The organism is Streptomyces sp. P6-2-1 (assembly GCF_050613165.1).
Taxonomy (GTDB): Bacteria; Actinomycetota; Actinomycetes; order Streptomycetales; family Streptomycetaceae; genus Streptomyces.
The window spans coordinates 709,213-728,429 of sequence record NZ_CP192513.1; the positions used below are offsets into that span (position 1 = coordinate 709,213).

The window sequence follows — 19,217 nt, forward strand, 5'->3', positions numbered from 1 at the left end:
ACGGGTCCGGCGGCAAGGCCACGGGGGCACGGTTTGTGGGGGACGTGATGGACTTCGGCACGCACGGCGCACCGGGCCCGGCCGATCTCGCCTGGTTGCGCGGCGTTGACGCCTACACGATGGGCGCGTATCCACAGGCGGAGGAGGAGTTCCGCACCGCGGTGCGCCTCGATCCGGGCATGGCGGACGGCTGGCTCGGCCTGCACGCCCTGCGCATCGACACCCCGGCCGCGCTGCTGCGCATGTTCCAGCACCGCGACCGTTTCGGCGAGCAGCGGGCCCGGCACAGGCGCCCGCTCAACTCCTGGTACTGGCTGGGCTGGTGGGTGCAGCCGGTCCTTGAGACGACGCGCGACCTGCTGCTCGCGCACGCCTCGCACTGGCTCGACGGGCGGCACGTCCCCGACCTCGACCGGGCACTCGGCGCGCTGCCGCCGCCCGAGAGCGACCGGCAGGTGCGCTTCCTGCACGCCTGCCGCGCCTATCTCGTCAAGGACTGGGAGCAACTGGCCCGGCACACCGACACCTTGCTCGACGACCCGCTCCTCGGCATCGAGGCGGGCCTCTTCGGCGGGATGGCGCGGGTCCGTCTGGAGATGTACGGGCAGGCGGAGCCGCTGCTCTCGGCCGCGCTCATGCGCTGCCGCAGCGAGCAGCCGCAGCGCAAGGAACTGCGGTACTGGCTGGCGCGGGCCCGCGAGGGCAGCGGGCGCAGCGCGGCGGCGCTGCCGCTGTACCGCGCGGTGCACCGGGTGGACGCGGGTTTCATGGACACGGCCGCGCGGCTCGCGGCGATCTCCGAGGGCGACGGCTACCAGGATCTCGCCTCACCGCTCGACTACGCGGCCGTGAGCCTGGGCGGCACGGGCCAGGACACGGCGGCGGCCAGGGACGGCGGTGAGCCGCTCTTCGGCCCCGACACCGTGGCCGCCGAGCCGCCGCACCTGGGCGGGGAGCCGCCGGCCGGTGGTCCCGCCGACGACGTACGGGAGAAGGCGGTGCTCCCCGCGCAGCCCGGCCCCCAGCGGATGCCGGCCGGGCCGGCCGATCCCGCGCTCCTGGAGGCGGCACTCGCCGAGCTGGAGCAGATGGTCGGACTGGAGCCCGTGAAGCGTCAGGTGCGGGCGCTCTCGGCGCAGTTGAACATGGCCCGGCTGCGCGCGGAGCAGGGGCTGCCGGTGCAGCCCCCGAAGCGGCACTTCATCTTCTCGGGCCCCTCGGGCACAGGCAAGACGACGGTCGCACGCATCCTGGGGCGGGTCTTCTACGCGCTGGGGCTGCTCGGCGGGGACCACCTCGTGGAGGCGCAGCGCTCGGATCTCGTGGGCGAGTACCTGGGCCAGACGGCGGTCAAGGCGAACGAGCTGATCGACTCGGCGCTCGGCGGGGTCCTCTTCGTCGACGAGGCGTACAGCCTCTCCAACTCCGGCTACGGGCGCGGGGACGCGTACGGGGACGAGGCGCTGCAAGTGCTCCTCAAGCGCGCCGAGGACAACAGGGGCCACCTGGTGGTGATCCTCGCGGGCTACCCGGAGGGCATGGACCGGCTCCTCGCGGCGAACCCGGGGCTCGGCTCGCGTTTCACGAGCCGCGTCGACTTCCCCTCGTACCGCCCGGCGGAGCTGACCCGGATCGGCGAGGTGCTCGCGGGTGCGAACGGGGACCACTGGGACGAGGAGGCGCGCGAGGAGCTGGCATCGATCGCGGGACATGTCGTCGAGGAGGGCTGGATCGACGAGCTGGGCAACGGCCGCTTCCTGCGCACGCTGTACGAGAAGTCCTGCGCCTACCGCGATCTGCGGCTCATGGGCTACCCGGACCCGCCGAGCCGCGACGACCTCGCGACGCTGCGCCTGCCGGACCTGATGCAGGCGTACGGGGAGGTCCTGTCGGGGCGCAACCCGGGCCCGCACGAGCCGAGCGCCGAGGACGACTTCTGAGGGCCCGGACACGCGCGTGCCGCCGCCGCACGGTCTCCCGTACGGCGGCGGCACGCGGCGCGGTCAGCTGGTCAGGGCCTCCTCGCCGGGGCGGGCCCGGTGCTGGACCGTGACGGGCTCGACCTTCATGCGGGGGCGCGCGGGCACCGGTTCCGGCAGGCGGTGCGCCGGGTCGGTGACCTCGCCGACGAGGAGTTCGAGCGCGTCCTCCAGCGTGACGAGACCGAGAACGCGGCCGCTCGCGTCGGCGACCTGCGCGAGGTGCGTCGCCGCACGGCGCATCACGGTGAGGGCGTCGTCGATGGGCAGCTCCGCGCGCAGCGTGATCATGCGGTGCCACAGGCGCTGCGGGACGGCGCGGTCGGGCTCGTCGAGGTCGAGTACGTCCTTGACGTGCAGGTACCCCATGAAGACGCCGCCCGTGCCGAGGACAGGGAAGCGGCTGTAGCCGGTGGCGACGGTCAGCTCCTCGATGCGGCGCGGGGTGACGGCGGGGTCGACGGTGACGAGCTGGGAGCGGTCGAGGAGGACGTCGGTGACCGGCCGTGTGCCGAGTTCGAGCGCGTCCTCCAGGCGTTCCTGGGCCTCCGCGTCGAGCAGTCCCGCCTGCCCCGCGTCCTCGACGAGGTGGCTGAGCTGGTCGCTCGTGAAGACGGCCTCGACCTCGTCCTTCGGCTCGACGCGGAAGGCGCGCAGGACGAGCCTGGCGCAGGCGGCGAGGAAGACGGTGACGGGACCGCAGACGCGGGCGAAGGCGATGAGCCCGGGCCCGAACCACAGCGCGGCCTTCTCGGGCGCGGCCATCGCGAGGTTCTTCGGGACCATCTCGCCGATGACGAGGTGGAGGAAGACGACGAGGAGCAGCGCGATGACGTAGCCGAGCGGGTGCACGAGGCCATCGGGCAGGTGCACGGCGGTGAAGACGGGTTCCAGGAGGTGTGCGACGGTCGGCTCGGCGACGGCGCCGAGGGTCAGGGAGCACAGGGTGATCCCGAACTGGGCGGCCGCCATCATCTTCGGCAGGTGTTCGAGGCCGTGCAGGACCCTGCGGGCGCGCGCGGAGTCCGCAGCGAGGGGTTCGATCTGGCTGCGCCGTACGGAGACCAGGGCGAACTCGGCGCCGACGAAGAACCCGTTGGCGAGGATCAGGACGGCGGCGAGAAGGAGTTGGAGCACGCTCATCGGGCCGCCTCCAGGACGGGCGCGGTGCGGACGATGCGGACGCGTTCGGCGCGGTAGTGGCCGACCTGGCGCACGTCGAGCCGCCAGCCCGGCAGCTCGGCGCGGTCGCCGGGGGCCGGGATGCGGCCGAGCAGGTCGGCGACGAGGCCGGCGACGGTCTCGTACGGTCCCTCGGGGACGTCGAGGCCGATGGCGCGGAGCTGGTCGACGCGGATGCCGCCGTCGGCCTCCCAGGCGGGGCGGCCTTCCTCGGCGGGGAGCGCGGCCAGCTCCGGCAGGTCCTGCCCGTCGTGCTCGTCGCGTACCTCGCCGACGACCTCCTCGATGATGTCCTCCAGGGTGACGACCCCGGCGGTGCCGCCGTACTCGTCGATGACGACGGCCATCGGCTGCTCGGTGCGCAGGAGCGCGAGCAGCGTGCGCACGGGCATCGTCTCGGGGACGCGCAGCGGGGTGCGCGTGACGCGGCTGACCGGGGTGCGGAGCCGGTCGTGCGGGGGCACGGCGAGCGCGTCCTTGAGGTGCACCGTGCCGGTGATCTCGTCGATGCGCTCGCGGTAGACCGGGAAGCGCGAGAGGCCCGTGGCCCGCGTGAGGTTGACGACGTCCTCGGCGGTGGCGGTGGACTGGAGGGTGCTCAGCTTCACGCGCGGGGTCATGACCTGCTGGGCGGTGAGGTCCTCCAGCGACAGGGTGCGCACGAAGAGGTCGGCGGTGTCCTTCTCCAGGGCCCCGGCGAGCGCCGAGTGCCGGGCGAGCGAGACGAGTTCGCCGGGGGTGCGGGCGGAGGCCATCTCGTCGGCCGGCTCGACGCCGAAGCGCCGTACGAGGGCGTTCGCCGCCGTGTTCAGGAGCGCGATGACCGGGCGGAGCAGCCGCGCGAAGGCGTACTGCGGCCCGGCGACGAAGCGCGCGACCTGGAGCGGCTTGGCGACGGCCCAGTTCTTCGGGACCAGCTCGCCGATGACCATCTGCACGGCCGAGGCGAGGAGCATGCCGAGCACGACGCAGACCCCGGGAGCCGCGGCCTCGGGCAGGCCGAGGGCGGTGAGGGGCTCTTCGAGGAGGTCGGCGAGCGCCGGTTCGGCGAGCATGCCGACGACGAGCGAGGTGACGGTGATGCCGAGCTGGGTGCCGGAGAGCTGGAAGGAGAGTTCCTTCAGGGAGCGGGCGACGGCGCCGGCCCGGCGGTCCCCGGCCTCGGCGGCGCGCTCGGCCTCGGCGCGTTCCACGGTGACGAGCCCGAACTCGGCGGCGACGAAGAAGCCGTTGGCGAGGATGAGCAGGAAAGCCGCCCCGAGGAGCAGCAGCGATGTGGTCATACCGCCGCCTCCGTGCCGTGAGGGAAGGGGGCGGCGCAAGTACTACCGGACGATCCGTCCATTGCCGGAGAGGTTCACTCCTCGTATCGATGGGTCACCCGCGCCGGAAGAAGGCGCGGGCGGCGGCGGCACTCGGCGTGTGCCGCCCTACCAGATTAATCACGATTCGGCCGCGACGGGCAGGCCCGGGGACCCGGATCACACCGGACGGCGGGCTGGGCGTGCGCCCCGCGCGTTCAGTCGCGTACGGGGGCGTGTGCCTCGACGAGGGCGCTGAGGGCCCGGGCGTCGGCGACGGCCTTCTCGCGGGCCAGGCCCGGCTGGATACCGAGCACCGGCAGGCTCGTGCCGTCGCTGAGGTCGAGGAAGGCCCAGGGGTCGCCGCCGCGCAGCGTCACCCGGACGATCTGCGCCCACGCGAGGGTACGGCGCGTGGTGAGGTTCGTGACGGTGACGCCCTCGGCGCTCGCGACGACCTTGGGCCGCGCGAGCAGGAAGCACACTCCGGCGAGGAGCACGGCGGTGAGCACGAAGCTCGCCGCCTCCCCGCCGCCGATCCCGAGCAGGAACGCGATCGCCGTGATGACGACGAAGATCCCGATCCCGCACCCGATGAGAATCCCCCGGGTGAGGGAGGGACGGAAGGTCGCCGGGAGCGGGGCGGGGGCGGCGGGGGCGCTCATGCGGGGCACTCGTCTTTCCAGAAAGGGGGTGGCGCTGCGAGCATACGGTCCCGCCGCCGCGCGGTTACAGCCGGCAGGCGTGAATGGCCGTCGTCAGGATGGCGCGCGCGCCGAGCCCGTACAGGTCGTCCATCACCTGCTGGGCGCCCTTCGTGGGCACCATCGCGCGTACCGCGACCCAGCCCTCGTGGTGCAGCGGCGAGACGGTCGGCGATTCCAGGCCCGGCGTGAGCGCCACCGCCTGCTCCAGGTGCTCGACCCGGCAGTCGTAGTCCATCATCACGTAGCTGCGGGCGACGAGGACGCCCTGGAGGCGGCGCAGGAAGCGCTGCACGCGGGCGTCCTCGGTCTCCGCGCCGGTACGGCGGATGACGACGGCCTCGGAGGTGAGGATCGGTTCGCCGATCACTTCGAGCCCCGCGTTGCGCAGCGAGGTGCCCGTCTCGACGACGTCGGCGATGACCTGGGCGACGCCCAGCTCGATGGCGGTCTCGACAGCGCCGTCGAGGTGGACGACGGAGGCGTCGATCCCGGCCTCTTCGAGGTGCTTGGCGACGATGCCCTCGTACGAGGTCGCGATGGTGAGCCCGGGGAAGTCCTCGGGGCCCTTCGCGGTCCCCGGACGGGTCGCGAAGCGGAAGGTGGAACGGGCGAAGCCGAGCGGCAGGATCTCCTCGGCCTCGGCGCCCGAGTCGAGGAGCAGGTCGCGCCCGGTGATGCCGATGTCGAGGCGGCCCGAGCTGACGTACAGGGCGATGTCGCGGGGGCGCAGGTAGAAGAACTCGACCTCGTTGGCCGGGTCGACGAGCACGAGTTCCTTCTGCTCGGTGCGCTGGCGGTAGCCGGCCTCATGGAGCATCGCCGACGCAGGTCCGGCGAGGGAACCCTTGTTGGGCAGGGCGATGCGCAGCATGACGGTGACGTCCTTCTGTGGGTGACAAAGGGGGGGCGGGCCCGCTGTCGCGCGGGGCGCGAGGGGCCGGGGGGAGCGGGGGTACGGCGGGGAGCGTGGGGACGGCTCAGAGGTGCGCGTAGACCTCGTCGAGGGAGATGCCGCGCGCGAGCATCATGACCTGCACGTGGTAGAGGAGCTGGGAGATCTCCTCGGCGGCGGCGTCCTTGCTCTCGTGCTCGGCGGCCATCCAGACCTCGGCGGCCTCCTCGACGACCTTCTTGCCGATGGCATGGACTCCCTTCTCCACCAGTTCGGCGGTGCGGGAGGTGGCCGGGTCGGCGTGCGCGGCCTTGTGCTGGAGCTCGGAGAACAGCTCTTCGAAGGTCTTCTGGGACATGGTTTCCTCACCATACGCGCCGCGGCGGCCCCGGAGCGAAGCCGGGGCCGCCGTCTCTCATCATGCGGACGCGTACGTCTCGTCGTGGGGTGCGGGGCTCAGCGCCAGGGCTCGACGACGCCGCGCAGCACGGTCGCCGTGGCGACGGCGGCGGTGACGGCCTCGTGGCCCTTGTCCTCGGTGGAGCCGGGCAGGCCGGCACGGTCGAGTGCCTGCTCCTCGGTGTCGACGGTGAGGACGCCGAAGCCGACGGGCACGCCGGTGTCGACGGCGACCTGGGTGAGTCCCTGGGTGACGCCCTGGCACACGTACTCGAAGTGCGGCGTACCGCCGCGCAGCACGACGCCGAGCGCGACGACGGCGTCGTAGCCGCGCGAGGCCATCGCCTTGGCGGCGACGGGCAGTTCGAAGCTGCCGGGGACACGGAGCAGTGTCGGCTCGCTGATGCCCAGCTCCGCGAGGGCGCGCAGGGCGCCGTCCGTGAGGCCCTTCATGATCTGCTCGTGCCACTGCGAGGCGATGACGGCGACACGGAGGTCGCCGCAGTTCTTGACGTTCAGCTCGGGTGCGCCTTTACCGCTCACGCGCTGCTCCTCGGTAGTTCGGTTCCGGTGGGGTGTACGGGTGTCCGGTCACTGCTGGGCGCAGGTGGCCGGTGCCTGGTCGAGCCAGGGCAGGTCGTGGCCCATGCGGTCGCGCTTGGTGCGCAGGTAGCGGAGGTTGTACTCGCCGGCCTGGACGGGCATGGGTTCGCGGGCGAGGACGGCGAGGCCGTGGTGGGTGAGGGCCTCGCTCTTGTCCGGGTTGTTGGTGAGCAGGCGCAGCGAGCGGACGCCGAGGTCGTCGAGGATGCGGGCACCGGCGCCGTAGTCGCGCGCGTCGGCGGGCAGGCCGAGTTCGAGGTTGGCGTCGAGGGTGTCGCGGCCGCGCTCCTGAAGCTCGTACGCACGCAGCTTGGAGAGCAGTCCGATGCCGCGCCCCTCGTGGCCGCGCAGGTAGACGACGACGCCGCGGCCCTCCTCGGTGACGCGCCGCATCGAGGCTTCGAGCTGGGGTCCGCAGTCGCAGCGCAGCGAGCCGAAGACGTCGCCCGTGAGGCACTCGGAGTGGACGCGGACTAGGACGTTCTCGCCGTCGCCGATGTCCCCGTGGACGAGCGCGACGTGTTCGACGCCGTCGGCGGTGGAGCGGTAGCCGTACGCGGTGAAGTCCCCGTACGCCGTGGGCAGGCGCACCTCGGCCTCGCGGCGCACCGCGGGCTCGGCCTCCAGGGGCGCGGCCTCGGTGCTGCGCCGGTACGCGATGAGGTCGGCGATGGAGATGATGCTCAGCCCGTGCTTGCGGGCGAAGGGGACGAGTTCGGGCAGGCGCAGCATGACGCCGTCCTCGCCCGCGATCTCGACGATGGCGCCGGCGGGACGCAGCCCGGCGAGGCGGGCCAGGTCGACGGCGGCCTCGGTGTGGCCGCCGCGCGCGAGGACGCCGCCGGGGCGGGCGCGGAGCGGGAAGACGTGCCCGGGGCGGACGAAGTCGTCGGGCTCGGTGCTCGCGGTGGCGAGGAGGCGCAGGGTCGTGGCGCGGTCGGCGGCGGAGATGCCGGTGGTGACGCCGTGTTCGCGGGTCGCGTCGACCGAGACGGTGAAGGCGGTGCCCATCGACTCGGTGTTGCGGCGGACCATCTGCGGCAGGTCGAGGCGGTCGAGTTCGGCGCCTTCGAGAGGGGCGCAGATGAGGCCGCGGCACTCGCTCATCATGAAGGCGACGATCTCGGGGGTCGCCTTCTCCGCGGCGATGACGAGGTCGCCCTCGTTCTCGCGGTCCTCGTCGTCCACCACGACGACGGGGCGGCCGGCGGCGATGTCGGCGACGGCCTGGGCGACGGGGTCGAGGCCGAGGGAGAGTTCCTCGTCGTGCGGCCAGGGGCCCTCGTGCGGGGTCCAGGGGGTGCTGCCGGGCGTGGGTGCGTGGGTGCCGCTCATGCGGGGGCTCCTTCCGGGGCGACTTCCGGTGCCGCGTTCGCGCGCGAGCGCAGCCACCAGTCGCGCAGGCCCCACAGGACGAGCGCGAGATAGATCACGTAGACGAGGCCGGAGAAGGCGAGCCCGCTGGTGAAGGCGAGCGGGACGCCGACGACGTCGACGAGCAGCCAGGCGGCCCAGAACTCGACGAGTCCCTTCGCCTGGGCGAGCATCGCGGCGAGGGTGCCGACGAAGATGTAGGCGTCCGGCCAGGGGTTCCAGGACAGCTCGGGCACGGCGACGAAGAGGCCGCCGACCGCGAGGGTGCCGAGCGCGGTGCCACCGAGGAGCAGTCCGCGTTCGCGCCAGGTGGCGAAGCGCACGGCGAGGGTGCCGTCCTGCGCCTCCTGGCGGCCCTTCGTCCACTGGCGCCAGCCCCACAGGGCGACGACGATGACGAGGAGCTGCTTGCCGACGCCTCCGCTGAGGTGCGCGGAGAGGTAGGCGGCGACGAGGACGACGCCGGAGAGGAACTGGGCGGGCCAGGTCCACACCGAGCGGCGCCAGCCGAGGGCGAGGGCGAGCAGGCCGATCGTGTTGCCGACCGCGTCGGACCAGATGACGTGCTGGCCGAAGAGGGTGAACGCCTCGGCGTTGAGCTGGTCGAACATCAGCCCTCCTGCTCGGGGGTCACGCCGTACCTGAGCATCCGCTCCACGTACTTCGCGAGGACGTCGACCTCCAGATTGACGGGGGCGCCCGCCTGCTTGTGGCCGAGCGTCGTGAGGGCGAGCGTGGTGGGGATGAGGCTCACGCTGAAGGTGTCCTCGGTGGCTTCGACGACGGTGAGGCTGATGCCGTCGACGGTGATGGAGCCCTTCTCGACGACGTAGCGGGCGAGGTCGCCCGGCAGCGAGATCGTGACGAGTTCCCAGTGCTCGGAGGGCTCGCGGCGCAGGATCGTGCCGGTGCCGTCGACGTGGCCCTGCACGACGTGCCCGCCGAGGCGGCCGCCGACGGGGGTGGGGCGTTCGAGGTTGACGCGGGAGCCGGGGGCGAGGGCGCCGAGGCTGGAGCGCTTGAGTGTCTCGGCCATGACGTCGGCGGTGAACTCGGTGCCCTCGTGCTCGACGACGGTGAGACAGACGCCGTTGACGGCGATGGAGTCGCCGTGGCGGGCGCCCTCGGTGACGACGGGGCCGCGCAGCCGGAAGCGGGAGGCGTCGGCGAGTTCCTCGACGGCGACGACTTCACCCAGTTCTTCGACGATTCCGGTGAACACTTCAGCGCTCCTTGGGGGCGGTGGTGGGGACGGCGGTGATCCGCAGGTCGGGCCCGAGCCGCGTGCTGTCGCGTAGGTCGAGCCGCAACGCGGCGGTGAGGGTGTGGATTCCCGCTCCGGCGAGGGCGGCGGGACCGGCGCCGAGCAGGACGGGGGCGAGGTAGCCGACGACGCGGTCGGTGTACCCGGCGGCGACGAAGGCCCCGGCGAGGCGGGCGCCGCCCTCCAGGAGGATGCCGCGCACGTCGCGGGCGTAGAGGGCGGCGAGGAGCGCGGTGAGGTCGAGCCCGCCGTGCGGGGCGCGCGGCAGGCGGAGCAGTTCGGCGTCGTGCGCGGGGGCGGGGGCGTCGTCGGCGAGGGCGATCAGGGTGGGCGCGGCGTCGTCGAGCACGCGCGCCCCGGCACGTACCGCCGTGCCCTCGGTGTCGAGGACGACGCGCAGCGGCTGGGGCGCGTCGGGGATGCCGCGGACGGCGAGGTGGGGGTCATCGGTACGGGCGGTGCCGGAGCCGACGAGGACGGCGTCGCACGTGGCGCGCAGGCGGTGGACGTCGGCGCGGGCCTCGGGCGAGGTGATCCAGCGGCTCGTGCCGTCGGCCGCCGCGGTGCGGCCGTCGAGGCTCGCGGCGTACTTCCAGGTGACGTGGGGGCGGCCGAGCCGGGCCGCGGTGAGCCAGGCGGCGTTGACCTCGGCGGCCTCGGCCTCCAGGAGGCCGTGCTCGACGTCGACGCCCGCGGCGCGCAGCGTGTCGGCACCGCCGGTGGCCTGGTCGGTGGGGTCGGCGACCGCGTAGACGACGCGGCGGACACCCGCGTCGATCAGGGCGCGGGAGCAGGGGCCCGTACGGCCGGTGTGGTCGCAGGGTTCGAGGGTGACGAGCGCGGTGCCGCCCCTGGCCCGTTCCCCCGCCGCGCGCAGTGCGTGGATCTCGGCGTGGGGGCCGCCCGCGCGCTGGTGCCAGCCGCTGCCGGCGACTTCGCCGGAGGCGTCGAGCACGACGCAGCCGACGACGGGATTGGGACGGGTACGGCCGAGGCCGCGCGCGGCGAGGGTGACGGCCTCGCGCATGGCGGCGGTTTCGGCTGCGGTGGCCACCGGGTCCTCCTGCCTCTCGGGCACGGACTCCGGGGCGCTGTCGGCGAGGACAGGCTTGGTACGGGCGCACGGTCACAGGGGAACGCCGGACGCGGACCGGGGGACGCCGAAAGACGACGGCCCGGCCTACGGCGGCGCACTGCTGCGTGCGACCCGCCGCGCACTGCCTCCCATCCGGACTTTCACCGTCGGTCCAGGAATTCCACCTGGTCAACCGCTCGCTGGAAGCGAGCGGGTCGCGGACTGTTACCGCCGGTTCGGAATTACACCGACCCCGGAGTGCGCTGTTGCTGGTACGCGCACCAGTGTGCCACGCCGGGAAGGGGAGCGCGGCGTGTGATGACTCACAGCGAGATCGGGATTACGGGACGCGGGGGCCGTCCAGTGGCAGGCTGTGAGCCGTGATCACGGATTCTGCACGGGAGTTCGAGACGGAGCGGCCGCGCTTGTTCGGCCTCGCCTACCGGATGCTGGGCTCGGCGCACGAGGCCGAGGACGTGGTGCAGGACGCCTACCTGCGCTGGGCGGGCACGGACCGCGAGGCGGTGAGGACACCCGCGGCCTGGCTCACCACGACGGTGACGCGGCTGTGCCTGACGGTCCTGGACTCGGCGCGGGTGCGGCGGGAGCGGTACGTGGGCCCGTGGCTGCCGGAGCCGGTGCTGACCTCGGGCGGAGCGCTCGGGCCGCTGGAGAGCGCGGAGCAGCGTGAGGAGGTGTCCTCGGCGCTGCTGCTCCTCCTGGAGCGGCTGAGCCCGCCGGAGCGCGCGGTGTACGTGCTGCACACGGCCTTCGGCTACGGGCACCGCGAGATCGCCGGGATACTCGGACTCTCCGAGTCGGGCGCCCGCCAGCACCTGCGGCGCGCGCGGGCGCGGCTCGCGGAGGAGCGGGCCAGGTACGCGGTGGAGGGCGAGCGGCAGCGGGCCCTCGTGGAGACGTTCCTCGCCGCCTCGCGCGCGGGCGACGTACGGGAACTGGTGTCGCTGCTCGCCGAGGACGTGAGCTGGTGGTCGGACGGCGGCGGCAGGGTACCCGCCGCGCGCAAGATCGTCGTGGGCCGCGCGCCCGTGACGGGGCTCATCCGGATGGCGCTGGAGAAGTGGCTCGTGGGCGCGGAGTTCCGCCCGGCGGAGATCAATGGCGCGCCCGCGCTGCTCTTCTTCGCCGAGGGACGGCTCGGCGGGGTCTTGGAGGTCTCGGGCGGCGCGGAGGGGATCACGCAGATCAGGGCGGTGCTGAATCCGGAGAAGCTGGGGTATTTGGCGGGTCAGCTGGGGGCGGAGGGGTGAGCTGGCGGGGGGGGCACGGGGCAGCAGTGGACAGCCCCCTCCCTCCCGGGGGGCGACCCCAATACCATCCTCCCCCAACCCCCCACCCACCCACGACCAATCCGCCCGATCTGTGGATAACTCAGGGAAACCCGTCACACGCCTCACCCGAAGGAGTGGCGCGATTTTCCCGCCACCGACGCACCCGGCGCGAACGTGAGACAGTGCCCCCCCGCACCTCCCCCGCCCCAACCCTCGCCGCACCCACTCCTGCTCCCCGCCCGGCCCCGCGCCGCCCTAACCCTCGCCGCACCCACTCCTGCTCCCCGCCCGCCCCCGCGCCGCACCGAGCCGCGCCGCACCCACTCCCCGGCCCGACCCCGCGCCGCACCCACACCCGCTCCCCCGCCCGACCCCACCCCGCGCCGAGCGGCGCCCCCTCCCACCTCCGCACCCGGTCCCCGCCCTCACCCCCGCCCGCTCACCCCCCGAACAGCTCCTCCTGCGCGTGGTCCAGCGCCATCAGGAGTGCCCCCCGCAGGACCGCCCCGCCGCCCAGCGCCGTCGGGCGCACCTCTGTCGCCAGCGGGGTGAGGCGGGAGAGGCGGCTCGCGACGCGGGCGGCCAGGGCCGTGCCGCCCGCGCGGCCCGTCTCGCCGCCGAGGAGGACGCAGCCGGGGTCGAGGATCGCGACGACCGAGGCGACGCCGAGGACCAGGTGCTCGGCGAGGGCGTCGAGGAAGGCGTCGGCGCGGGCCCGTACCGCCGCGCCCTGCGCCCCTGTGTCGCGGACCGCGCGCCGGACGAGCGCGGCCGCGGGGGGCTCGCGCGGGGCCGTGTCGGCCGCGAGGCCGTGGCGCGCGGCGAGTTCCTCGATCGCGGCCGATGAGGCGAGCGAGTGGTAGCCGCCCTCGCAACTGTCCCGCGCGGGGAGGACCTTCGTGCCGGGGACGGGGAGGAAACCGATCTCGCCCGTGCCTCCCGACGCGCCCCTGCGCAGCGCGCCGTCGAGCACGACGGCCGCGCCGACGCCGTGGCCGAGCCAGAGGAGCACGAAGGTGTCGCGGTCGCGGGCGGCGCCCGCCCGCAGTTCGGCGACGGCCGCGAGGTTGGTCTCGTTCTCGACGAGGACGGTGCCCGCGAAGCGCTCCCGCAGGACCGGTACGAGCGCCCGGTGCCAAGGCGGCAGCCCCGTGCTGTCGCGCAGTTCCCCTGTGCCCGGCGTCACGAGCCCGGGCGCGCCGACGCCCACGGCACGCAGCTCGGTGACCCCCGCGCGGGCCGCCGTGTCCCCGAGGAGGTCCGCCGCGCGGGCGACGGCCGCCTCGGTGCTCGCGCCCGGGTCCACGGGGGCGGAGGACTCGGCGAGGGTCGCGCCGAGCAGGTCGGTGACGAGGACGGAGACGCTGTGGGTGCGCACGTCGAGCCCGGCGAGGTGGGCGCGGTCCGCCACGATCCCGTAGATCCGCGCGTTGGGTCCCCGTCTGCGCTGTCCCGAGGCGCCGACGACCTCGATGAGCCCGGCGGCCCCGAGTCGTTCGACGAGGTCGGCGACGCTCGGGCGGGAGAGCCCGGTGAGTTCCTTGAGACGCGCGGCGGTGAGCGGGCCGTGCTCCTGGAGGAGGCGCAGCGCGAGCCGGTCGTTGAGGGCGCGGGCGGTACTGGGCGATGCGGGCGCCGGGCGCGCCACCGCTTCGGGGCGGGCGGGCTTCTCCGGTACGGAGCCCGCGGGTTCCGCGGACGGTGAGGCCGTCACGGGCTGGTCCCCCTTCCCTTCCCACACGGGCGGTCCGCGTTCTTCTCCCACGCGGGCGGTCCGTGTTCGTCACATTCACTATCAGGAAGGCTTCCTGATAGTTTCGCCCCACTGTTTCATACGTCGCGGTCACACGTCGCGATGTCACACCACCGTCCGCACCAGCGGCGCGGTGCGGGAGGGGCGACATGAGCGAGACGGCGGGAGAGCGGGCCACGGGCGCCGCGGTGGCGGCGTCAGGGGGGGTGCGCGCGGTCGGCGGCGGCTTCGACCGGGGCGCTGTGCGGCGCGCGCGCTGGGCCATCGCCGCGGTCTTCTGCGTGCACGGGAGCGTGACGGGCTCCTTCGCGACGCGCGTGCCCTGGATCAAGGACCACGCGGACATCGGCGCGGGTCAGCTCGGTCTCGCGCTCGCCTTCCCCGCGCTCGGCGCGGCGCTCGCGATGCCGCTCGCCGGCCGGGTCAGCCACCGCCTGGGCTCGCGCACCGCGCTGCGCATCCTGCTCGCCGCCTGGACGCTGGCCCTCGTGCTGCCCTCGCTCGCGCCGAACCTCGCGGTCCTGTGCCTCGCGCTCTTCGTGTACGGGGCCTGCTCGGGCATGTCGGACGTCGCGATGAACGCGCTCGGCGTCGAGACGGAGAACCGCTGGGGCAAGTCGATCATGTCGGGCCTGCACGGCATGTGGAGCACGGGGGCGCTGCTCGGCTCGGCGGCGGGGACGCTCGCGGCGCACCTGGGCTCGGACGCGCGGCTGCACCACCTCGTGACGGCGCTCGTGCTGACGGCGGCGGGACTCGTGCTGTGCCGGTGGGTGCTCGACCTGCGCAGCGAGGAGGACGAACCGGCGCCGCCGCGCTTCGCGCTGCCGCCGCGTTCGGCGCTGCTCATCGGCGCGGTGGGTTTCTGCGCGGTCTTCGCCGAGGGGGCGAGCCTGGACTGGTCGGCGGTCTTCCTGCACGGGGAACTCGGCACGTCGGCCGGGATCGCGGCCGCCTCCACGACGGCGTTCACCGCGACGATGGCGCTCGCGCGCTTCGCCGGGGACGGGCTCGTGGACCGCTTCGGCGCGAAGCGCGTGGTGCGCGCCGGAGGGGTGATGGCCACGGCGGGCGGGCTGCTCGTCGTGTTCGCCGGGCACCCTGCCGCGGCGATGGGCGGCTTCGCGCTCATGGGCCTCGGGATCGCGGTCGTGGTGCCGCTGTGCTTCGCTGCCGCCGGGCGCAGCGGCCCGAACCCGAGCCAGGCGATCGCGGGCGTCGCGACGATCACGTACACCGCGGGCCTCATCGCCCCTTCGGCGATCGGTGTGGTCGCCGACGCGACGAGCCTGGTCGGCTCCTTCGTCCTGGTGACGGTCCTCGCCTTCGGCCTCGTGGCGGGCGCGAACGTCCTGCGCGCGGCGGGACGCAAGGGCTGAGGCAGCGACGGTACGGGTACGGGGCGGACCGCGCGCAAGGGCCCGCCCCGTACCTTCCGGCCCCGCCCGCACCTTCCGGTCCCCGCACCTTCCGGCCCCGCCCGCACCTTCCGGTCCCCGTACCTTCCGGCCCCGCCCGTACCTTCCGGTCCCCGCACCTTCCGGCCCCGCACCGCCCGGCCCGGCCCCGTGCCCCGTACCGCGTGGGGACCCCGCCCCCGTCAGGCCGCCCGCAGCAGCCTCTGCGCCGCCTTGCGGAAGTCCTCGCTCCACGGGCGCGGGCGCAGCGTGTCGGGGTCGAGCCGGACGAGGACGCGGTGGCCGCGGGCGTGGGTGACGGTGCCGTCCGGCGAGCAGTGGCGGAAGCCGTAGGTGAGCGCGGTCGTGCCGAGGCGGTCGAGCCAGAGGTGGACGGCGTACTCGCCGGTGCGGGTGACGGGGCGTTCGTAGCCGATGGTGAACTCGCGGACGGCGTTGCAGGCGTCGCCCGCCTCGTGCCAGTCGCCGCGGTATTCGAGGCCCTGCGCGCGCCAGTACGCGGTCCAGGCCCGTTCGACGAGGAGCGGGTAGCGGCCGTTGTGGAGCAGGCCGAGCGCGTCGAGGTCGTCGAAGTGCACGTACGAGGGGACGAGCACCCCGTACGGAAGGGGGCTGGTTTCGGCCGGGGCGGGGACTGCGAGCGACATGCGGGGGCGCCTGTTCTGCCAAGGGATGCGAACACGTCATCGTAAGCAGCGGCAAGACCCCGTCGACCAGCGGGTTTGCCTCTGCGAGCGCGTCCGCGCCGTGACCAGTCCGGCACTCCGCTCCCTCTCCCCCACCCGTCGCCGGGCGTCCCCTCGCCCCTCCTCACCCCGTGAGCCGCGCGCCGTGCATGGCGCGAAGCCACCCTTACCTGCCATTAACATGTGCCGGAATCCGGTACGGGAACATCCGTGCGGTCCGTCGTGTGTCCGGCTCGTGCACCGGCGGGGGCTGAGGTGACGAGGAGCGACACAGATGGACTTCGGCGTGCGCTGGAAACTGCACGGGGACGGGCGGACCCCGGCCCCGGGTGCCGTCGTCCGGCCCGACGAGCGGCTGAGCTGGCCGCGGACCATCGGGCTCGGCGCGCAGCACGTCGTCGCGATGTTCGGCGCGTCCTTCGTCGCCCCCGTGCTCATGGGGCTCGACCCGAACCTCGCGATCATGATGTCCGGCGTCTCGACGGCGATCTTCCTGCTCGCGACGCGCGGGAAGGTGCCGAGCTACCTCGGCTGCTCGCTCTCCTTCGTCGGCGTCGCCGCGGTCATCCGCGCGCAGGGCGGCTCCAGCGCGGTCGTGACGGGCGCGGTCTTCGCGGTCGGCGTGCTGCTCTTCCTCGTCGGGCTCGCCGTGCGGCACTTCGGGGCGCGGATCATCCACGCCGCGATGCCCCCGGTGGTGACGGGCGCGGTCGTGATGCTGATCGGCTTCAACCTGGCCCCGGTCACGGCGTCCACGTACTGGCCGCAGGACCAGTGGGTCGCGCTGCTGACGATGCTCTTCACGGGACTCGCCGTCGTGTGCCTGCGAGGCTTCTGGTCGCGGATCGCGATCTTCCTCGGGCTCGTCTTCGGATACGTCGTCTCGTGGGGCTTCGACCGGGTCTTCGGCCGCATCCACTCGGCGGACGGCAGCGGCAGGACCGTCGACCACTGGCGGCTCGGCCTGGACGCGGTGGGCCAGGCGGACTGGATCGGGCTCCCCAGCTTCCACGGCCCGCACTTCCAGTGGTCCGCGATCCTCGTCGCACTGCCCGTCGTGATCGCGCTCATCGCGGAGAACGCGGGGCACGTCAAGGCGGTCGGCGAGATGACCGGCGAGAACCTGGACGGCAAGCTCGGCACGGCCATCTCGGCGGACGGCGTCGGCTCGATGCTCTCGACCGCCGTGGGCGGCCCGCCGAACACGACGTACTCCGAGAACATCGGCGTCATGGCGGCGACGCGCGTCTACTCGACGGCCGCGTACTGGGCGGCGGCCGGTTTCGCGCTCCTCTTCGGCCTCTGCCCGAAGTTCGGCGCGGTCGTCGCCGCTGTCCCCGGCGGGGTGCTCGGCGGGATCACCGTCATCCTGTACGGCATGATCGGGCTGCTCGGGGCGCAGATCTGGCTCAGTGCCAAGGTCGACCTGCGCAATCCGCTCAACCTCGTGCCGACCGCCGCGGGCATCATCATCGGCGTCGGCGGCGTCTCGCTGAAGATCACGGACAACTTCGAGCTGAGCGGCATCGCGCTCGGCACGCTCGTGGTCATCACGGGGTACCACGCGCTGCGGGCCCTCGCCCCGGCCCACCTCAAGACGCAGGAGCCGCTGCTGGACTCGGGGACGTCGTCGTACGACTCCTCGGGGACGGGCGAGGAGACCGCTGAGGCCCGCAAGGGCGAGTGAGACGGGCGCGGTGCGCGGCCCCGTACGAGGTGGTGCCTCGTACGGGGCCGCTGTCCGTCGTGTACGGGCCCGCCCTCACCCCCGTACGAGCGCGTAGGCCGCCTCCGGGCTGAAGGTGCCCGCTGCCGCCGCGCAGCCGTCGGACTCGCCGGGGAGCTTGACCCACAGGTAGGCGTCGATGCGCGAGCGGCCGGTGCGCAGCGTGGGCGGGGTGCCCAGGGCGCGGCCCGCGGGGTCGCACCACGCCCCGCCCGGTGGGGCGCCGTTGCCGTTGCGGCTCGTGTCGACGACGGCGCCGAGGCCAGGGGGGCCGCCGAGCGCGTCGAGCACGGCGCGTGCGTAGGCGGTCTCGTCGGTGGTGCGGTGGAAGTTGGAGACGTTGGTGAAGATCCCGTCCCCCGCGCGGGCCGCGCCCGCCTGGCGCAGGAGGGCCGCGGCGCGGGCGGGGGCGAGCCAGCCGGAGTGCCCGGCGTCGAAGTAGACCCGGGTCCGGGGCCCCGCGGCCTTGAGCACGCGCGCGGCGCGCTCCAGGGAGGCGAAGCGGGCGGCGCGCTCACCCGCGGAGAGGCAGTCGGACTGGGCGATGGCGTCGGGTTCCAGGATCACGATGTTCTCGCCGTCGCCGAGCCCGCGCGCGAAGCGGGTGATCCAGTCGTCGTACGCCGCGAGGCCGGGCGCCCCGCCCTGCGAGGCGCCGCCGCAGTCGCGCCCCGGGATGTCGTACGCGACGAGGACGGGCACCGCGCCCGCGCGCCGGGCGGCCGAGGTGACGGCGGCGACGCGCGCCGTGATCGTGCCGGGGCTGTGGTCCGCGAACCAGACGGCTGCGGGGCGGCGCGCGATGCCGTCCTCGATGGCGTCGGCACGTGGGTCACCGGGGTGCGCGGCGACCCAGTCGAGCACCTGCGAGTCGGGGTAGCGGAAGAGCCTTTCGGCGTCCGCGCCCGAGGCGTCCCCTGTCCCCTTCCCTGTCCCCTTCCCTGTCCCCCTTCCTGTTCCCTTCCCGGCGCCCGCTCCCGCGCCTGTCCCCGTGCTGCCCCCGCCGTCCCCGCCGTCGCCGTCCGGGCCCGCCGGTGACAGGGGCGCGCCCGGGCGCGGGGTGGGCCCCGCGGCGGGCGGACGGGACGCGGGCGCGGCGCGCGAGGGTGAGGGGGCCGTCCCGCGCGGCGAGGGAGGGACGGACCGGGGTGGCGGGGTCGTCGCGCGGGAGGTGGGCTCGGGGGCGAGGGAGGGCGCGGGTGCCGTGGCCACGCGCGCCTCCTCGCCGCCGGCCGCCGCCAGCACTCCCGTCAGGCCGCCCGCGAGGACGGCGCACGAGGCGGCGGTCACCATCGCGCCGCGCAGGAGGGCGGGCGCACCGCGTAAGGAATCGCCCCGCGCGGACGCGGACGGAGCGGGACCGCCCCGTCCGCCACCACCCCGAGCCGCGTCCTCCCCCGGCCCCCGCCCGGCCTCCACCGGCCCGCTCCCGGCGAAAGGCCGCCCGGCGAAAGGCCGCCCGGCGAAGGGCCCCTTCCGTACCGCCCGGTGCCTGGCCCGCTTCCCGCTCACGTGTCCTCCTCCCCCGCCGCGCCCCTGTCCCCGTGTCCCCCGATGTGGGGACGT

Annotated in this window: 16 protein-coding genes, 1 pseudogene and 1 riboswitch; of the genes and pseudogenes, 4 read left to right on the top strand and 13 right to left on the bottom strand. The window is 74.2% G+C overall.

Going from position 1 to position 19,217, the window contains the following annotated elements; all coding sequences use genetic code 11:
* Positions 1-47: 47 nt before the first annotated feature.
* Positions 48-1,940: an AAA family ATPase gene (locus ACQYWQ_RS03150; protein WP_431032336.1), complete on the top strand. Its 1,893-nt coding sequence runs from the start codon at positions 48-50 to the stop codon at positions 1,938-1,940.
* Positions 1,941-2,003: 63 nt separating this feature from the next.
* Here the strand turns inward: ACQYWQ_RS03150 and ACQYWQ_RS03155 are convergent, their stop codons facing one another.
* The 10 genes and pseudogenes from ACQYWQ_RS03155 to ribD form a co-directional block, all read right to left on the bottom strand.
* Complete coding sequence (locus tag ACQYWQ_RS03155) at positions 2,004-3,122, bottom strand: hemolysin family protein (protein ID WP_431032337.1); 1,119 nt, start codon at positions 3,120-3,122, stop codon at positions 2,004-2,006.
* Positions 3,119-4,444 (bottom strand): hemolysin family protein, encoded by a 1,326-nt coding sequence (locus ACQYWQ_RS03160; RefSeq protein WP_431032338.1) that lies wholly within the window; start codon positions 4,442-4,444, stop codon positions 3,119-3,121. Before ACQYWQ_RS03160 ends, ACQYWQ_RS03155 begins: the two co-directional genes overlap by 4 nt.
* Before the next feature lie 236 nt (positions 4,445-4,680).
* Complete coding sequence (locus ACQYWQ_RS03165; protein WP_431032339.1) at positions 4,681-5,127, bottom strand: PH domain-containing protein; 447 nt, start codon at positions 5,125-5,127, stop codon at positions 4,681-4,683.
* A gap of 64 nt (positions 5,128-5,191) precedes the next feature.
* Positions 5,192-6,040: an ATP phosphoribosyltransferase gene (gene hisG, locus ACQYWQ_RS03170; protein WP_431032340.1), complete on the bottom strand. Its 849-nt coding sequence runs from the start codon at positions 6,038-6,040 to the stop codon at positions 5,192-5,194.
* A gap of 106 nt (positions 6,041-6,146) precedes the next feature.
* On the bottom strand, positions 6,147-6,419 hold the full coding sequence (locus tag ACQYWQ_RS03175) for a phosphoribosyl-ATP diphosphatase (RefSeq protein ID WP_431032341.1): 273 nt from the start codon (positions 6,417-6,419) through the stop codon (positions 6,147-6,149).
* A 98-nt stretch (positions 6,420-6,517) separates the two neighbouring features.
* The gene (gene ribH / locus ACQYWQ_RS03180; RefSeq protein WP_009063338.1) at positions 6,518-7,003 is read right to left on the bottom strand and encodes a 6,7-dimethyl-8-ribityllumazine synthase; all 486 of its coding nucleotides are present in this window, start codon (positions 7,001-7,003) and stop codon (positions 6,518-6,520) included.
* Positions 6,993-8,398: pseudogene (locus ACQYWQ_RS03185) on the bottom strand (bifunctional 3,4-dihydroxy-2-butanone-4-phosphate synthase/GTP cyclohydrolase II). Before ACQYWQ_RS03185 ends, ribH begins: the two are co-directional and overlap by 11 nt.
* Complete coding sequence (locus ACQYWQ_RS03190) at positions 8,395-9,048, bottom strand: nicotinamide mononucleotide transporter family protein (RefSeq protein ID WP_431032342.1); 654 nt, start codon at positions 9,046-9,048, stop codon at positions 8,395-8,397. The pseudogene ACQYWQ_RS03185 and the gene ACQYWQ_RS03190 overlap by 4 nt, the downstream one beginning before the upstream one ends.
* A complete protein-coding gene (locus ACQYWQ_RS03195) occupies positions 9,048-9,659 on the bottom strand; it encodes a riboflavin synthase (protein ID WP_431032343.1) in 612 nt (203 codons plus the stop codon). Before ACQYWQ_RS03195 ends, ACQYWQ_RS03190 begins: the two co-directional genes overlap by 1 nt.
* A 1-nt stretch (position 9,660) precedes the next feature.
* Entirely contained in the window at positions 9,661-10,755 is a 1,095-nt protein-coding gene (ribD, locus tag ACQYWQ_RS03200; RefSeq protein ID WP_431032344.1) for a bifunctional diaminohydroxyphosphoribosylaminopyrimidine deaminase/5-amino-6-(5-phosphoribosylamino)uracil reductase RibD, read from the bottom strand.
* A gap of 156 nt (positions 10,756-10,911) precedes the next feature.
* Positions 10,912-11,042, bottom strand: a riboswitch (FMN riboswitch).
* Between the two features lie 114 nt (positions 11,043-11,156).
* On the opposite strand from ribD, the gene sigJ reads away from it, so the two are divergent.
* Entirely contained in the window at positions 11,157-12,047 is an 891-nt protein-coding gene (sigJ, locus tag ACQYWQ_RS03205; protein WP_431032345.1) for an RNA polymerase sigma factor SigJ, read from the top strand.
* Positions 12,048-12,507: 460 nt separating this feature from the next.
* Here sigJ and ACQYWQ_RS03210 read toward each other — a convergent pair whose 3' ends face one another.
* A complete protein-coding gene (locus ACQYWQ_RS03210; RefSeq protein WP_431039048.1) occupies positions 12,508-13,716 on the bottom strand; it encodes an ROK family transcriptional regulator in 1,209 nt (402 codons plus the stop codon).
* Between the two features lie 254 nt (positions 13,717-13,970).
* Between ACQYWQ_RS03210 and ACQYWQ_RS03215 the strand changes: the two genes are divergently transcribed.
* Positions 13,971-15,200: an MFS transporter gene (locus ACQYWQ_RS03215; RefSeq protein ID WP_431032346.1), complete on the top strand. Its 1,230-nt coding sequence runs from the start codon at positions 13,971-13,973 to the stop codon at positions 15,198-15,200.
* A gap of 221 nt (positions 15,201-15,421) precedes the next feature.
* Here the strand turns inward: ACQYWQ_RS03215 and ACQYWQ_RS03220 are convergent, their stop codons facing one another.
* Positions 15,422-15,886: an acyl-CoA thioesterase gene (locus tag ACQYWQ_RS03220; RefSeq protein ID WP_431032347.1), complete on the bottom strand. Its 465-nt coding sequence runs from the start codon at positions 15,884-15,886 to the stop codon at positions 15,422-15,424.
* Positions 15,887-16,199: 313 nt separating this feature from the next.
* On the opposite strand from ACQYWQ_RS03220, the gene ACQYWQ_RS03225 reads away from it, so the two are divergent.
* Positions 16,200-17,612, top strand: a complete 1,413-nt coding sequence (locus ACQYWQ_RS03225; RefSeq protein ID WP_431032348.1) for a uracil-xanthine permease family protein — start codon at positions 16,200-16,202, stop codon at positions 17,610-17,612.
* 75 nt (positions 17,613-17,687) lie between these two features.
* Here the strand turns inward: ACQYWQ_RS03225 and ACQYWQ_RS03230 are convergent, their stop codons facing one another.
* A complete protein-coding gene (locus ACQYWQ_RS03230) occupies positions 17,688-18,863 on the bottom strand; it encodes a glycoside hydrolase family 6 protein (RefSeq protein ID WP_431032349.1) in 1,176 nt (391 codons plus the stop codon).
* Between the last annotated feature and the right edge of the window lie 354 nt (positions 18,864-19,217).

What these genes read in the sequence shown, in the direction of transcription:
- ACQYWQ_RS03175 (WP_431032341.1), bottom strand. Translation starts at nt 6,419, where the DNA reads ATGTCCCAGAAGACCTTCGAAGAGCTGTTCTCCGAGCTCCAGCACAAG.
- ACQYWQ_RS03225 (WP_431032348.1), top strand. Translation starts at nt 16,200, where the DNA reads ATGGACTTCGGCGTGCGCTGGAAACTGCACGGGGACGGGCGGACCCCG.
- ACQYWQ_RS03165 (WP_431032339.1), bottom strand. Translation starts at nt 5,127, where the DNA reads ATGAGCGCCCCCGCCGCCCCCGCCCCGCTCCCGGCGACCTTCCGTCCC.
- ACQYWQ_RS03155 (WP_431032337.1), bottom strand. Translation starts at nt 3,122, where the DNA reads ATGAGCGTGCTCCAACTCCTTCTCGCCGCCGTCCTGATCCTCGCCAAC.
- ACQYWQ_RS03220 (WP_431032347.1), bottom strand. Translation starts at nt 15,886, where the DNA reads ATGTCGCTCGCAGTCCCCGCCCCGGCCGAAACCAGCCCCCTTCCGTAC.
- ACQYWQ_RS03190 (WP_431032342.1), bottom strand. Translation starts at nt 9,048, where the DNA reads ATGTTCGACCAGCTCAACGCCGAGGCGTTCACCCTCTTCGGCCAGCAC.
- ACQYWQ_RS03160 (WP_431032338.1), bottom strand. Translation starts at nt 4,444, where the DNA reads ATGACCACATCGCTGCTGCTCCTCGGGGCGGCTTTCCTGCTCATCCTC.
- ACQYWQ_RS03215 (WP_431032346.1), top strand. Translation starts at nt 13,971, where the DNA reads ATGAGCGAGACGGCGGGAGAGCGGGCCACGGGCGCCGCGGTGGCGGCG.
- ACQYWQ_RS03150 (WP_431032336.1), top strand. Translation starts at nt 48, where the DNA reads ATGGACTTCGGCACGCACGGCGCACCGGGCCCGGCCGATCTCGCCTGG.
- hisG (WP_431032340.1), bottom strand. Translation starts at nt 6,040, where the DNA reads ATGCTGCGCATCGCCCTGCCCAACAAGGGTTCCCTCGCCGGACCTGCG.